Annotated in this window: 13 protein-coding genes; 9 read left to right on the top strand and 4 right to left on the bottom strand. The window is 72.0% G+C overall.

Annotated elements, in window-relative coordinates; translation table 11 throughout:
* Positions 1–31: 31 nt before the first annotated feature.
* The 3 genes from QSK20_RS12000 to QSK20_RS11990 form a co-directional block, all read right to left on the bottom strand.
* The gene (locus QSK20_RS12000; RefSeq protein ID WP_285788658.1) at positions 32–460 is read right to left on the bottom strand and encodes a SufE family protein; all 429 of its coding nucleotides are present in this window, start codon (positions 458–460) and stop codon (positions 32–34) included.
* Between the two features lie 131 nt (positions 461–591).
* Positions 592–1,017 (bottom strand): CBS domain-containing protein, encoded by a 426-nt coding sequence (locus QSK20_RS11995; RefSeq protein ID WP_285788657.1) that lies wholly within the window; start codon positions 1,015–1,017, stop codon positions 592–594.
* A gap of 58 nt (positions 1,018–1,075) precedes the next feature.
* A complete protein-coding gene (locus QSK20_RS11990) occupies positions 1,076–2,842 on the bottom strand; it encodes a proline--tRNA ligase (RefSeq protein WP_285788656.1) in 1,767 nt (588 codons plus the stop codon).
* A 163-nt stretch (positions 2,843–3,005) separates the two neighbouring features.
* Here QSK20_RS11990 and QSK20_RS11985 point away from each other — a divergent pair, with 163 nt between their 5' ends.
* The 5 genes from QSK20_RS11985 (at position 3,006) to QSK20_RS11965 (ending at position 7,380) form a co-directional block, all read left to right on the top strand.
* Entirely contained in the window at positions 3,006–3,773 is a 768-nt protein-coding gene (locus QSK20_RS11985; protein ID WP_285788655.1) for an SGNH/GDSL hydrolase family protein, read from the top strand.
* Positions 3,774–3,777: 4 nt separating this feature from the next.
* The gene (locus QSK20_RS11980; RefSeq protein ID WP_285788654.1) at positions 3,778–4,227 is read left to right on the top strand and encodes an imidazolonepropionase-like domain-containing protein; all 450 of its coding nucleotides are present in this window, start codon (positions 3,778–3,780) and stop codon (positions 4,225–4,227) included.
* Between the two features lie 66 nt (positions 4,228–4,293).
* Positions 4,294–5,196 carry a sulfurtransferase gene (locus QSK20_RS11975; RefSeq protein ID WP_285788653.1) on the top strand — a complete coding sequence of 301 codons (903 nt, stop codon included), beginning with the start codon at positions 4,294–4,296 and terminating at the stop codon, positions 5,194–5,196.
* 130 nt (positions 5,197–5,326) lie between these two features.
* Positions 5,327–5,953 (top strand): TetR/AcrR family transcriptional regulator, encoded by a 627-nt coding sequence (locus QSK20_RS11970; protein WP_285788652.1) that lies wholly within the window; start codon positions 5,327–5,329, stop codon positions 5,951–5,953.
* 59 nt (positions 5,954–6,012) lie between these two features.
* On the top strand, positions 6,013–7,380 hold the full coding sequence (locus QSK20_RS11965) for an acetyl-CoA carboxylase biotin carboxylase subunit (RefSeq protein ID WP_285788651.1): 1,368 nt from the start codon (positions 6,013–6,015) through the stop codon (positions 7,378–7,380).
* Positions 7,381–7,471: 91 nt separating this feature from the next.
* Here QSK20_RS11965 and QSK20_RS11960 read toward each other — a convergent pair whose 3' ends face one another.
* The gene (locus QSK20_RS11960) at positions 7,472–8,419 is read right to left on the bottom strand and encodes a hypothetical protein (protein ID WP_285788650.1); all 948 of its coding nucleotides are present in this window, start codon (positions 8,417–8,419) and stop codon (positions 7,472–7,474) included.
* Between the two features lie 340 nt (positions 8,420–8,759).
* Here QSK20_RS11960 and QSK20_RS11955 point away from each other — a divergent pair, with 340 nt between their 5' ends.
* From QSK20_RS11955 to QSK20_RS11940, 4 genes are all read left to right on the top strand, one after another.
* Positions 8,760–8,957, top strand: coding sequence for a hypothetical protein (locus QSK20_RS11955; protein ID WP_285788649.1), 198 nt, complete (start codon positions 8,760–8,762; stop codon positions 8,955–8,957).
* Between the two features lie 448 nt (positions 8,958–9,405).
* A complete protein-coding gene (locus QSK20_RS11950; protein ID WP_285788648.1) occupies positions 9,406–10,320 on the top strand; it encodes a hydroxymethylglutaryl-CoA lyase in 915 nt (304 codons plus the stop codon).
* Positions 10,321–10,514: 194 nt separating this feature from the next.
* Complete coding sequence (locus QSK20_RS11945) at positions 10,515–12,047, top strand: acyl-CoA carboxylase subunit beta (RefSeq protein WP_285788647.1); 1,533 nt, start codon at positions 10,515–10,517, stop codon at positions 12,045–12,047.
* Between the two features lie 74 nt (positions 12,048–12,121).
* Complete coding sequence (locus QSK20_RS11940) at positions 12,122–13,276, top strand: acyl-CoA dehydrogenase family protein (protein WP_285788646.1); 1,155 nt, start codon at positions 12,122–12,124, stop codon at positions 13,274–13,276.
* Positions 13,277–13,278 lie beyond the last annotated feature (2 nt).

Raw genomic sequence — 13,278 nt, 5'->3', positions numbered from 1 at the left:
TCCCGCCGTGCCATCGCTCCGGGGAACCGCCTCAGCCGACCTGTCCGCGTACCTGCCGCTTGAGCCGGGCCAGGACCGCCGTGCCGCCGCGTACCCGCAGCGGGCTGATCGCCTGGGCGAGCCCCATCCGCTGGTACAGGTCGTCCGGGACGGCGAGCACCTCGTCCGCGCTGGCCCCGGTCAGCCCCTCGGCCAGGATGCCGGCGAAGGCCCGGGTGGTGGGAGCCTCCGGCGGACAGTCGAAGAGAGTGGTCACCGTCCGGTCCGGGGCGACCCGGGCGCGGAGGAAGAACGGCGTCTGGCACTCCGGCACCTGCTCCATGCCCTCGTGGCCCACCTGGTCGGGTGGAAGCGGAGGGACGACGTCGGCGAACTCCAACAGCATTTCGAGCACCACCTCGCGTGGAGCGGCGGCGAACTCGTCGACGATCTCGGCCAGCCTGGCCGGCATCTCGGGCATCCCGCCAGGCTACCGGCGTCGCGGAGCTTCCGGCGTGGTCGCGCAACCCCGCCGGGGTGGTTGCAGGGGACCCTTCCTCGGCAAAAAACGGTAGGAGGGGTCCCCTGCAACCACCTCAGACCACCACCACCTCACACCACCGGCGCCTTCTCGCTGATCTCACTGAGGGCCGAGTTCGGATCCAACTGCATCGCCAGGTCGCCGAGGGAGACGATGCCGACCAGCTTGCGGTCGGTGTCGCAGACCAGGATCCGCCGGACGCCCCGGTCGCGCATCAGGGCCGCCGCCTCGGCCGCCGAACAGTGCTGTTCGATCATCACCACCTCACGGGTGATGATCGAACCGATCGTGGTCGTCGCCGGATCGCTGCGTTCGGCCACCGCCCGGACCACGATGTCCCGGTCGGTGAGCATGCCGGCGAGGGTGGCGCCCTCGGTGACCACCACGTCGCCGATGTCCGCCTCCTTCATCACCCTGGCCGCCTCGTCCAGGGGCGTCTCCGTCGACAGGTAGACCACCTGTCGGGTCATCACGTCACTGACCCGGTAACCGGACATCGAGAGCCTCCGAGGATTGACCCAGCAGATGTCACAGCGGTACCCAGTCGCGGCGTTGCTACACCAGGTCGGGCGGTATCGCGGCGAGTCCGGTGAGCGCGGTGGTCAACTCGACCACCGGCAGCTCCGTGCGGTCGCCACGGGCGCGGTCGCGCAGCTCCACGTACCCGTCGGCGATACGGCGGCCGACCACCACGGTGCGCGGGATGCCGATCAGCTCGGCGTCGGTGAACTTCACCCCGGCCGAGACGTGGGTACGGTCGTCGACCAGCACCCGCAGTCCGGCGGCGGCGAGGCGTCCGCCCAGGTCGAGCGCCGCGTCGAGCTGCGGCCCCTTTCCGGCCGCCACCAGGTGTACGTCGCACGGCGCAACCGCCGCAGGCCAGCACAGCCCCCGCTCGTCGTGGTGCTGTTCGGCGATGGTCGCGACCAGCCGGGAGATCCCGATGCCGTAGCAGCCCATCAGCGGCCGGACCGGTTTGCCGGCCGGACCGAGCACGTCCACCGCGAACGCGTCGGTGAACCGGCGACCGAGCTGGAAGACGTGTCCGATCTCGATGCCCCGGCGCATGCTCAGCTGCCCGTCCGGACAGGCCGGGCAGGGATCGCCGGGGCGTACGTCCGCCGCCTCGACCGTGCCGTCGGGGAGGAAGTCGCGGCCACAGACGACGTCGACCGCGTGCCGGCCCGGCTCGTTGGCCCCGGTCAGCCAGGCGGTGCCGGGCACCACCCGGGGGTCGACCAGGTAGCGGAGCCCGAGCTTCGCCATGACCTGCGGACCGATGTAGCCCCGGACCAGCTCCGGCCGGTCGGCGAAACCGTCGAAGACGGTGACCGTCGCCGGGTGCAGTGCCGCACCGACCCGCTTGAGGTCCACCTCGCGGTCCCCGGGCACCCCCACCACCAGCAGTTCCGCCTCGTCCGCGCCGGGTCGACGGACCGAGAGCACGACGTTCTTCAGCGTGTCGGCGGCGGTCCAGTCGTCCCGGCCACCGAGGCGGCGGGTGTTGGCCAGGTCGACCAGGGCGGCGATGGTCGGGGTGTCCGGAGTGTCGTGGACGGTGGCGGGCGGGTGCGCGTCCGGGTCGCCGGCCGGCGGGGCGGGCGTGGTCACCGCCTCGGTGTTGGCCGCATAGTCGCAGGCGGTGCAGGCGACGTAGCTGTCCTCGCCGACCGGCGTGGCGGCGAGGAACTCCTCCGAGGCGGAACCGCCCATCGCCCCGGACATCGCGGTGACCGCGGTGTACTCCAGCCCCAACCGGTCGAAGACCCGCTGGTACGCCGCCCGGTGCCGGGCGTACGCCTCGCGCAGGCCCGACTCGTCCAGGTCGAACGAGTAGGCGTCCTTCATCAGGAACTCGCGTCCGCGCAGCAGTCCGGCCCGGGGCCGGGCCTCGTCGCGGAACTTGGTCTGGATCTGGAAGAGCGTCACCGGAAAGTTCCGGTACGAGGTGAACAGGTCCTTGACCAGCAGCGCGGCCAGTTCCTCGTGGGTCGGGCCGAGCAGGTGCGGCGCACCCCGCCGGTCGGCCAGGGTGAAGATGTCGTCGCCGTACTCGGTCCACCGCCCGCTGGCCTGGTACGGCTCGGCCGGCAGCAGCGCCGGGAAGTGCACCTCCTGGCCACCGATCGCGGTCATCTCCGACCGGACGATCTCGGTGACCCGGTCCAGGACGAGCTTGCCGAGGGGCAGCCAGGTGTAGCCGCCCGGCGCGGCCCGGCGGACGTACCCGGCGCGCAGCAGGAGCCGGTGACTCGGCACCTCCGCGTCGGCCGGGTCCTCCCGCAGGGTCCGCAGCAGCAGGGTCGACATCCGCAACATCATGGGCGCAGCGTACGACGGAGGGTCGGCTCGGCCATCCGAATTGTCGGGTGTGGTGGCCCACGTTCGGGCCTACGTCGATGCCCTGCCCCGCGCGGACGGTGCGAGACTGGTTGCCGCTGTGACACCGGGATTCGACGACACCGGGACGACGGGGAGGGACGACGTGCGCTGGCGCAGCTACGTGGCGGTGGGGGACAGCTTCACCGAGGGCATGGACGACGCGTACCCGGACGGCACCTACCGGGGCTGGGCGGACCTGGTGGCCACCCGGCTCGCCGTCGGGGCCGGTCCCGACTTCCGCTACGCCAACCTCGCCGTCCGGGGCAAGCTCTTCCCGCAGGTGGTGGCCGACCAGGTGCCCGCCGCGCTGGCGATGCGCCCGGACCTGGTCAGTTTCGCGGCCGGCGGCAACGACGTGCTGCGTCGTGGCTTCGACCCGGAGGCGCTGGTCAGCCGCTTCGACGACACGGTCCGGCAGTTGCGGGCCGACGGCGCGGACGTACTGCTGTTCCGGTTCGCCGACGTGATGGCCCGGCTGCCCGGCCAGCGCATGGTCGCGCCCCGGGTGCAGTTGCTGAACCGGGCGGTCGGCGAGACCGCCGAGCGGCACGGCGCGATCCTGGTCGACCTGTACGCCGACGACACCTACCTCAATCCGCTGCTCTGGAGCACCGACCGGCTGCACCTGTCGGCGGCCGGGCACCGGCGGGTGGCCGGGCAGGTGCTGACCGCGCTCGGGGTCGGCTGCGACGAGGAGTGGCTGCTGGTTCCCCCGCATCCGGAGCCGACGCCGTGGCTGGCCGCCCGCGCGGCCGACCTGCGCTGGGCCGGCCGGCACCTGGCCCCGTGGATCAGGCGGCGGTTGACCGGCCGGTCCTCGGGTGACCTCGTGACGGCGAAGCGGCCGCAGCTCGGCCCGGTCGCGGACTGACGTCGTGGCGACCACCATCCACGCGGCCACCCTGCTGCGACCCGGCCCCGACAACGGACCGGTGGCCGGGTGGGCCGTCGTGGTGAGCGGGGACCGGATCGCCGCCGTCGGGCCGGTCGACGACCTGCTCGCGGCGCACCCGGGGGCCCGGGTACGGCGGTGGACCGGCACGCTCGGACCGGGCCGCGTGCACCCCGGCCCGCTCCCGTCGGCGGCGACCCCCCGGGAACGGGTGCACGCGCTGTTCCGGCTCGGGGCGACCGCCGTGCTGGCGGCCCAGATCGACGAGCCCGGCCTGCGGGCCGTCATCGAGCGGAGTGACGTGGCCGTGCTGGCCGGCACCCGGCCGGTGACGCTGGCCCCGGGTGGGCGGGCCGACCTGGCCGTCCTGACCGACGACGGTCGGTGCGTCGCCACCGTGGTCGCCGGTCGGTTGGTGCACCGACGGGCCTGAACACGGCGCACCACGGGCGGAGACGTTTCCGCGCCGTTCGTCCGGATCGGGCGTACCTTGGGGCTCATGGCTGTGCCGAGCGACCCGAACCCCCGTCTCCAGTCGTACGCCGACCCGCAGCGTCTCGTCACCACCGAGTGGCTCGCCGAACACCTCGGCACCGAGGGCCTGGTCGTGGTGGAGTCCGACGAGGACGTGCTCCTCTACGACACCGGCCACATCCCCGGGGCAGTCAAAATCGACTGGCACCTGGAGTTGAACGACCAGGTCACCCGGGACTACCTCGACGCCAAGAGCTTCGCCGAGATGTGCGCCGCCAAGGGCATCGGCCGGGACGACACCGTGGTCTTCTACGGGGACAACTTCAACTGGTGGGCGGCGTACGCCCTCTGGGTCTTCTCCCTCTTCGGACACCGGGACGTCCGCCTGCTCGACGGGGGTCGGCAGAAGTGGATCGCCGAGGGACGCGGGACGACCCGGGACAAGGTGACCCGGCCGCGCGCCGACTACCCGGTGCCCACCCGGGACGACGCGCCGCTCCGGGCGTTCCGCGAGCAGGTGATGGCGCACGTGGCGGCCGGCCGACCGCTGGTCGACGTCCGGTCCCCCGGCGAGTACACCGGCGAGATGCTGCACATGCCGGACTATCCGCAGGAGGGCGCGCTGCGCGGCGGACACATCCCCGGTGCGGTGAACAAGCCGTGGAAGTCGGCGGCGAACGAGGACGGGACCTTCCGGTCCCCCGAGGAGCTGCGTGCGATCTACGCCGACCAGTTGGGGCTGAGCCCGGACGACGACGTCATCGCGTACTGCCGGATCGGTGAGCGGTCCAGCCACACCTGGTTCGTGCTGCGGCACCTGCTCGGCTATCCGCAGGTGCGCAACTACGACGGGTCGTGGACCGAGTGGGGGAACCTGGTCCGGGCACCCGTCGTCCGGGGCGACCAGCCCGGCGGCCTCAACCCGTGAGGGTCCCCGGCCGACGGCGCCCCGGCCGGACGACGGTCACGGCGACGGGACCGGGTCGGGGCCAGCCATGCCGCCGGCCCGGGCGAACCGGCGGACCCGCCGGCGGTTGACATCGGACTACGCTTGCCGGGTGACGGTGGAGCAACAGGCGGCGCGCGGCGGGACGAACGGCACGACGGGCACGGGCCGGCGGCGGTCCCGCCGGGACGAGATCCTGGACATCGCGGTCGGCCTCTTCGCCGCCCGGGGGTACCACGGCGTCTCGATGGACGACATCGGCGCGGCGGCCGGGGTGACCGGGCCGGCCCTCTACCACCACTTCGCCGGCAAGGAGGCGATGCTGGCCGCCGCCCTCATCCCGGTCAGCGAGGGGCTGCTCGCCGGCGGTCGGGACCGGGCCGGCGGTCATCCCGACGACCCGCGTGCCGTGCTGGAGTCGCTGATCGACTTCCACGTGGACTTCGCGCTGGCCCATCCGGCGGTGATCGCGCTGCACCTGAACGAGCTGGACCGCCTTCCCGACGAGCCCCGGCGGACGATCCGCCGGTTGCAGCGTCTCTACGTGGAGGAGTGGGTGAACGTGCTGACCACGCTCCACCCCGGCCTGCCGGACGGGGAGGCCCGGGTGCTCGCCCACGCCGCGTTCGGCCTGATGAACTCGACCCCCTTCCTCGGCGGCGAGGTGGACCGGCACCGCCGGGCCGAACTGCTGCGCGGCGCGACGCTCGGCGCGCTGCTCGCGCGCACCGACTCGTAGGAGACGGCCGGCACGTGGTTTCCTGACAACGTCCACCACCCCAGGACGTTGGAGGAAACATGATCGAGTCGCTGCTGGTCGCCAACCGCGGCGAGATCGCCCGCCGGATCATCCGTACCGCGAAGCGGCTCGGGATCCGGACGGTGGCGGTCCACTCGGAGGCGGACGCGGGACTCCCGTTCGTCACCGAGGCCGACGAGGCGGTGTGCGTGGGACCGGCCAACCCGGCCCAGAGCTACCGTAACGTCGAGGCGATCCTCGCCGCCGCCAAGTCCACCGGCGTGCAGGCGATCCACCCCGGCTACGGCTTCCTGTCGGAGAACGCCGACTTCGCCCGTACGGTCGAGGAGCACGGGCTGATCTGGGTCGGACCCGGCGCGGACGCGATCACCGCGATGGGTGACAAGATCAACGCCCGGAACCTGATGGCGGCGGCCGGCGTTCCGGTCGCGCCCGGCACCACCGACCCGGCGGCCGACCTCGACGCGGCGGTGGTCGCGGCGGCGGAGATCGGCTACCCGGTCATGGTCAAGGCCGCAGCCGGTGGCGGCGGCATGGGCATGGGCGTGGCGACCGACGAAACCGCGCTGCGCACCGAGTTCGACAAGGTGCGGAGCTTCGCCGAGCGGATGTTCGGCGACGGCTCGGTGCTCATCGAGCGGTACTTCCCCCGGGTCCGCCACGTCGAGGTGCAGATCCTCGGCCTGGCCGACGGCCGGGTGGTGGCTCTCGGCGAGCGGGAGTGCTCGGTGCAGCGGCGCAACCAGAAGCTGGTCGAGGAGTCCCCCTCCCCGGCGGTCTCCCCGGAGCTGCGGGAACGGTTCCTCGCCGCGGCGGTCCGCGCCGGCGAGGCGGTCGGCTACCGCAACGCGGGCACGGTCGAGTGCCTCCTGGTCCCGCGTCAGCGGGACGTCGAGGGGTCCGGTCCCGCGTCCGAAGAGTTTTTCTTCCTGGAGATGAACACCCGGCTCCAGGTCGAGCACCCGGTGACCGAACTGGTCTACGGCATCGACCTGGTCGAGGAGCAGCTCCGGGTCGCCGCCGGCCTCGCGCCGACCTTCGACCCGGACGCGCTCAACCCGGGCGGGCACGCCATCGAGTTGCGCGTCAACGCCGAGGACCCGAAGCGCTTCCTGCCCGGCCCGGGGGTGGTCAGCACCTGGACCGAGCCGACCGGTGCGGGTGTCCGCGTCGACTCCGGCTACGTCGCCGGTAACACGGTGACCCCGTTCTACGACTCCCTGATGGCGAAGCTGATCGTCTTCGGCGCGGACCGGGCCGAGGCGATCGAGCGGGCCCGTACGGCGGTCGCCGGTTTCGAGGTCGTCGGTCCGAAGTGCAACCTGCCCTTCTTCGCCGAACTGCTGGAGAACGCCGAGTTCGTCTCCGGCGACTACGACACCGGCATCGTCGGCCGCATGCGCTGACCGCACCGGTCGTGCTGACCGGTCACCGGTCCCCCGGTCGGGTCGCCCGCCCGCCGGGGACCGGTGGGCGCCCTCAAGCCGGTGGTCGCCCTCAAGCCGGTGGTCGCCGCCAGGCGGTGTTCGGCGCGGGGGGCCGCCCGGTTCCCGGCTGCGGGAACCGGGCGGTCGGGCGTGGCGACGGGGTGTGGCGGTCGACCGGGCCAGCGGTCTTCCGGGCCCCGTCGTGCCCGAAACCCTCCAACCAGAAGGTCACCCCGGCGGTGCCGGACGACCGGGGAGCCACCAGGTCGGCCCGGCTCGGTTTCCGGCGTACCGGAGCGTCCTCGTCCAGCCCGGTCAGGTGGCCGAAGTGCCCCTCGTTCCGGCTGGTACGCGACGGTGGCGAGCTGCGGCCCACCTCGTCCGACGGCGGCTCGACCTGCCACAGGCGGTCGGTCAGCTGCGCGAGATCGGCCCGGAGCCGCAGGTTCTCCGCCTGACTGGCGTCCAACCGATCCCTGAGTTCGGCCTTCTGCCGTTCGAGCAGTTCGACCAGGACGGCCCCGCCGGATTCTGCGGTGGACGCCTCGACCGGTCCGAGGACGTCCGGGCGGAAACCCTTCGGGTGACGGCCCCGGGCCGCCCGGTGCAGGTCGGCCAGCCGGATCCGGGTCGCCCGCTGCTCCTCGGCCGGAACCAGGTGCCGGACCAGCAGTTCCACCAGGGGCCAGCGCGGACCCCGGCTGCGTACGCCGAAGTTCCACGACAGCTTCTTGCGTAGCCTCCTCAGGTTTCCCTCGTCCTTGCCGGCCCGGTGGACCGCCTGCTCGCCCTCCGGCCGGGCCTGGGCGCAGGCGAGTTCGACGGCGGCCCGCCGCCAGGTGTCGACCGGCCCGATCCGGACGTGCTGTTCCACCAGGTCCCGTACCGCCAGCGCGTAGGTCGCCACCGCGCTGTCGCCCCAGTGCCGGGTGAGCTGCTCGGCGAGCCGGTCACGGTCGGTCAGCCGGTGCCGGGTCCGCCGCCGGCGCCCGGACGGCACGCCGTTGTCGTTCGTCATGTCGGTCCTTCCAAGAGCACATGACTCGGACCGTATTTGTACCTCTTCGCAGCAATGACTGCGGCCGATGGTCCCCGTCGTCGGGGACCGGCCGCCGAGCAGTCGTCCGGATAGGACACGTGGCGTTCCCTCGGCCGGCCGATCAGCTTTGCCGGCAACGGATCCGGCCAGAAAAGCCGGCCAGAAAAGTCCTCGTCATCCGGCCAACCGAGGGGTGCCGGCCGGCCCGTTGATCGTTGGAGAAGCGGGCAGCGAACGGCGCGGGCGAGTGGTTCTCCGGTCCGCCGGAAGTGCGCCCGCGTCCCGGCCCGGCAACGAAGGATCAACGAAAGGACGGTGGATGGACGACGACGCGGGACGTCGCCCGACGACCCGGGACCGGACGGTCCGGGGGCTGCGGGTGGCCTCCCTGGGGGCGGACGCCGCAGTGGTGGTCGCCACGGTGTCGGGCCGAGAGGACATCAGCGCCTGCGCCGGTGCCCTCTCGACCACGTTCCGGTGCGCTGCTGAGCTCTTGGAAGGACCGTCGCAGCGCTGATTCCGGACGGCGTAGGGATGGTCGGTGCCGGACTCCGGCACCGACCGTCACGCCGTGACCCAACCTATCGACCATCACCGAGACGATCCATCACGCCTACCGGGCTTGGCCGTTGCGGTGGGCCGATCCGACGCAGCGGCGGACAGGACGCAACGGACGGGCTAACCCGATCGGGTGAGCGACGCACCGGCGGTGCGACCCGGTCCCGGTGGCCTCGGCTAGACGCGGAACCGGACCGGGCGGTGGAGTGGGAGGGGCTGCGGCGCGCTTCCGGCGGCCCGGTGACTGGCACCGGCCACCCCGCCTCTGCTTCCCTGGGAGGGACGTCGTCCCGGTGCCCGGCGGCGCTTCGTCCCGCGAGGGACGGTGACCGGCACCCGGCGGTGTCGCCACCCGGTCGGTGCGGGCACCGGGCGGACCACAGACCCACGTCACAGTGAGGTGACCGATGAGCCAACTGCCAGACTCCGTGTCGATCCGCGAGGTCGGGCCGCGCGACGGGCTCCAGAACGAGGAGCCGATCCCGACCGACGCCAAGGTGCGGCTGCTCGACGCCCTGTCCGGCACCGGCGTAGGGCGGATCGAGGCGGTGTCCTTCGTGCATCCGAAGGCGATCCCGCAGATGGCCGACGCCGACGAGGTGTGGCAGCGGGCGGCGCGGGCACCGGGAGTGCGCTACTCCGCGCTGGTGCCGAACAGTCGGGGAGCACAGCGTGCCCTCGCCGCCGGTTTCGACGAGATCGAGGTGGTGGTCTCGGCGAGCGACACGCACAACCGGCGCAACGTCAACCGCTCCACGGACGAGTCGCTGGACGACATCGCCGAGCTGATCGACCTGCTGCACGGCGCGGGCGCGCAGGTCGAGGTGATCGTGGCGACGAGCTTCGGCTGTCCGTACGAGGGGGACACCGACCCCCGCCGGGTCGCCGGCATCGTCGACCGCGTGGTCCGCGACGGCGCGGACCGGGTGGCGTTCGGTGACACCACCGGCATGGCGACCCCGCGTCGGGTCCGTGAGCTGCTGACCGAGGTACGCGACCGCAACGCGCACGTCCCGGTCCTGCTGCACTTCCACAACACCCGGGGCACCGCGTTGGCGAACATGCTGACCGCGCTGGAACTCGGGGTGACCGAGTTCGACGCCAGCGTCGGCGGTCTCGGTGGCTGTCCGTACGCGCCGGGGGCGAGCGGCAACCTGGCCACCGAGGAGGCCGTGCACATGCTGCACGACATGGGTGTCGACACCGGCATCGACCTGGACGCCCTGATCGAGGTGGCGGAATTGGCCGAGCGGCTCGTCGGACGGCAACTCCCCTCCGGCGTTCTCCGGGCCGGCCCCCGTTCCCGCCTGACCCCGCTCTGAACGACCGCCCCGCTCCGTTCCGCCGATGCCGCGCCATCCGCATTGCCGGACGCCACCGGTTCGGCGGAACGGAGTGGACCGTGGCGACCGGACGCGCCGGCGTCCGGATTCGCCGGAAGGGGCGCGGATCAGATAGCCTAACGATCGTTCAGGTCGGTGGGGCCAGGGGCCCGCAACGCGGCGAGGGAGTCGGCGTGACGCTCGACGGTGAGGCACTGGAGCAGCTCCGCAAGCGGGCCCGGGCCGGCGGTGCGGACAAGTACCACGCGGCCAACGCGGCCAAGGGCAAGCTCTTCGCCCGGGAGCGGGTCGCGCTCCTGGTCGACGAGGGGTCCTTCGTCGAGGACGGCCTCTACGCCAACGCGATGGCCGAGGGCCTGCCGGCGGACGGTGTGGTCACCGGCACCGCCACCATCGGTGGACGGCAGGTCTGCCTGATGGCGAACGACTCCACGGTCAAGGCGGGGAGCTGGGGCGCGCGGACCGTCGAGAAGATCATCCGGATCATCGAGCGGGCGTACGACACCGGTGTGCCAATGGTCTACCTGGTCGACTCGGCCGGCGCGCGGATCACCGACCAGGTCGAGCTCTTCCCGGGTCGGCGGGGCGCCGGCAAGATCTTCTGGAACCAGGTCCGGGCGTCCGGCTCGATCCCGCAGGTCTGCGCGCTGTTCGGGCCGAGCGCCGCCGGTGGCGCGTACATCCCGGCGTTCTGCGACGTGGTCGCGATGGTCGAGGGCAACGCCAGCATGTACCTCGGCTCCGACCGGATGGTCGAGATGGTCACCGGCGAGAAGACCACACTGGAGGCGATGGGCGGGGCCAAGGTGCACTGCGCCGAGTCCGGCGTCGGCCACTTCCTCTGCAAGACCGAGGCCGAGGCGCTCGACGTGGTCAAGCGTTACCTGTCGTACCTGCCGGCGAACTGGACGCAGACGCCGCCGGCCGCACCCGCCGTCGAGGCACCGGCCAAGGCCGATCTGGCCGCGCTGGTGCCGGCGAGCGAGCGGCAGGCGTTCGACATGCGCCGGTACGTCAAGGGCCTGCTCGACGACGGCTCGTTCTTCGAGATCCAGGCGCTCTGGGCTAAGGAACTGACCATCGGCTTCGGCCGGTTGAACGGTGAGGTCGTCGGCGTCGTCGGCAACAACTCGATGTTCAAGGGCGGGGTGCTCTTCGTCGACTCGGCCGACAAGGCGACCCGGTTCGTGCAGCTCTGCGACGCGTTCAACGTGCCGCTGCTCTTCCTCTCCGACGTGCCGGGGTTCATGGTCGGCAGCGCGGTGGAGAAGCAGGGCATCATCCGGCACGGGGCCAAGATGATCACGGCGATCTCCGAGGCGACCGTACCGAAGATCTGCGTGGTGGTGCGCAAGGCGTACGGCGCGGGTCTGTACGCGATGGCCGGCCCCGGCTTCGAGCCGGACGCGACGATCGCCCTGCCCACCGCGAAGATCGCGGTGATGGGCGCGGAGGCGGCGGTCAACGCGGTCTACGCCAACAAGATCGCCGCCATCGAGGACGAGGCCGAGCGGGCCGCCTTCGTCGCCGCGAAGCGCGAGGAGTACGAGCGGGACATCGACGTCGTCCGGCTCGCCAGTGAACTCGTGGTCGACACGATCGTCGAGCCGCACGAACTGCGGGCCGAACTGGTCCGCCGGTTCACCGCCGCGCGGAGCAAGGAGCGGCACTTCTCCCGGCGCCGGCACGGCGTCACCCCGGTCTGAGCCACGACGTCGGCACGACCCCGCTGCACCCGGCGTCACGAGCGCCCGGCAGCCCGTCCACTCAGGAGGAACCCATGGACTTCCGGCTCACCGAGGAGCAAGAGGCGCTGCGGGAGAGCGTCCGGGACTTCGCCCGGGACGTGGTCGCGCCGGTCATCGCCGAACACTACGAGCGGCACACCTTCCCGTACGAGGTGATCCGCCAGATGGGCAAGATGGGGCTGTTCGGGCTCCCCTTCCCGGAGGAGCACGGCGGCATGGGCGGCGACTACTTCGCGCTCTGCCTCGCCCTGGAGGAACTGGCCCGGGTCGACTCCAGCGTGGCGATCACCCTGGAGGCGGCGGTCTCGCTCGGCGCCATGCCGATCTTCCGGTTCGGCACCGACGAGCAGAAGCGCAGGTGGCTGCCGAAGCTGCTCAGCGGCGAGGCGCTGGCCGGCTTCGGGCTGACCGAACCGGGCTTCGGCTCGGACGCCGGTGGCACCCAGACCCGGGCGGTGCTGGACGAGTCGACCAACGAGTGGGTGATCAACGGTTCGAAGGCGTTCATCACCAACTCGGGCACCGACATCACTGCCCTGGTCACCGTCACCGCGGTCACCGGCACCCGGCCGGACGGTGCGAAGGAGCTGTCCACGATCATCGTTCCCTCCGGCACGCCCGGGTTCACCGTCGCACCTGGTTACTCCAAGGTCGGTTGGAACGCCTCGGACACCCACGAGCTGACCTTCGACGACTGCCGGGTGCCGGCGGAGAACCTGCTCGGCGAGCGGGGCCGGGGCTTCGCCCAGTTCCTGCGGATCCTCGACGAGGGACGGATCGCCATCGCCGCGCTCGCCGTCGGCCTCGCCCAGGGCTGCGTCGACGAGTCGGTCAGGTACGCCAAGGAGCGCCACGCGTTCGGCCAGCCGATCGGCAACTACCAGGCGATCCAGTTCAAGATCGCCGACATGGAGATGAAGGCGCACACCGCCCGCCTGGCGTACTACGACGCGGCGGCGCGGATGCTCGCCGGTGAGCCGTTCAAGCGCCATGCGGCCATCGCCAAGCTGCACGCCAGCACCGTCGCGGTGGACAACGCCCGGGAAGCGACCCAGATCCACGGCGGATACGGCTTCATGAACGAGTACCCGGTCGCCCGGTTCTGGCGGGACAGCAAGATCCTGGAGATCGGCGAGGGCACCAGCGAGGTCCAGCGCATGATCATCGCCCGCGATCTGGGCATGTGAGC

Source organism: Micromonospora sp. NBRC 101691, assembly GCF_030269285.1.
Classification (GTDB): domain Bacteria; phylum Actinomycetota; class Actinomycetes; order Mycobacteriales; family Micromonosporaceae; genus Micromonospora; species Micromonospora echinospora.
This window is presented reverse-complemented; position numbering and strand designations above follow the sequence as displayed.

What these genes read in the sequence shown, in the direction of transcription:
- QSK20_RS11955 (WP_285788649.1), top strand. Translation starts at nt 8,760, where the DNA reads ATGGACGACGACGCGGGACGTCGCCCGACGACCCGGGACCGGACGGTC.
- QSK20_RS11965 (WP_285788651.1), top strand. Translation starts at nt 6,013, where the DNA reads ATGATCGAGTCGCTGCTGGTCGCCAACCGCGGCGAGATCGCCCGCCGG.
- QSK20_RS11960 (WP_285788650.1), bottom strand. Translation starts at nt 8,419, where the DNA reads ATGACGAACGACAACGGCGTGCCGTCCGGGCGCCGGCGGCGGACCCGG.
- QSK20_RS12000 (WP_285788658.1), bottom strand. Translation starts at nt 460, where the DNA reads ATGCCCGAGATGCCGGCCAGGCTGGCCGAGATCGTCGACGAGTTCGCC.
- QSK20_RS11990 (WP_285788656.1), bottom strand. Translation starts at nt 2,842, where the DNA reads ATGATGTTGCGGATGTCGACCCTGCTGCTGCGGACCCTGCGGGAGGAC.
- QSK20_RS11940 (WP_285788646.1), top strand. Translation starts at nt 12,122, where the DNA reads ATGGACTTCCGGCTCACCGAGGAGCAAGAGGCGCTGCGGGAGAGCGTC.
- QSK20_RS11995 (WP_285788657.1), bottom strand. Translation starts at nt 1,017, where the DNA reads ATGTCCGGTTACCGGGTCAGTGACGTGATGACCCGACAGGTGGTCTAC.
- QSK20_RS11950 (WP_285788648.1), top strand. Translation starts at nt 9,406, where the DNA reads ATGAGCCAACTGCCAGACTCCGTGTCGATCCGCGAGGTCGGGCCGCGC.
- QSK20_RS11975 (WP_285788653.1), top strand. Translation starts at nt 4,294, where the DNA reads ATGGCTGTGCCGAGCGACCCGAACCCCCGTCTCCAGTCGTACGCCGAC.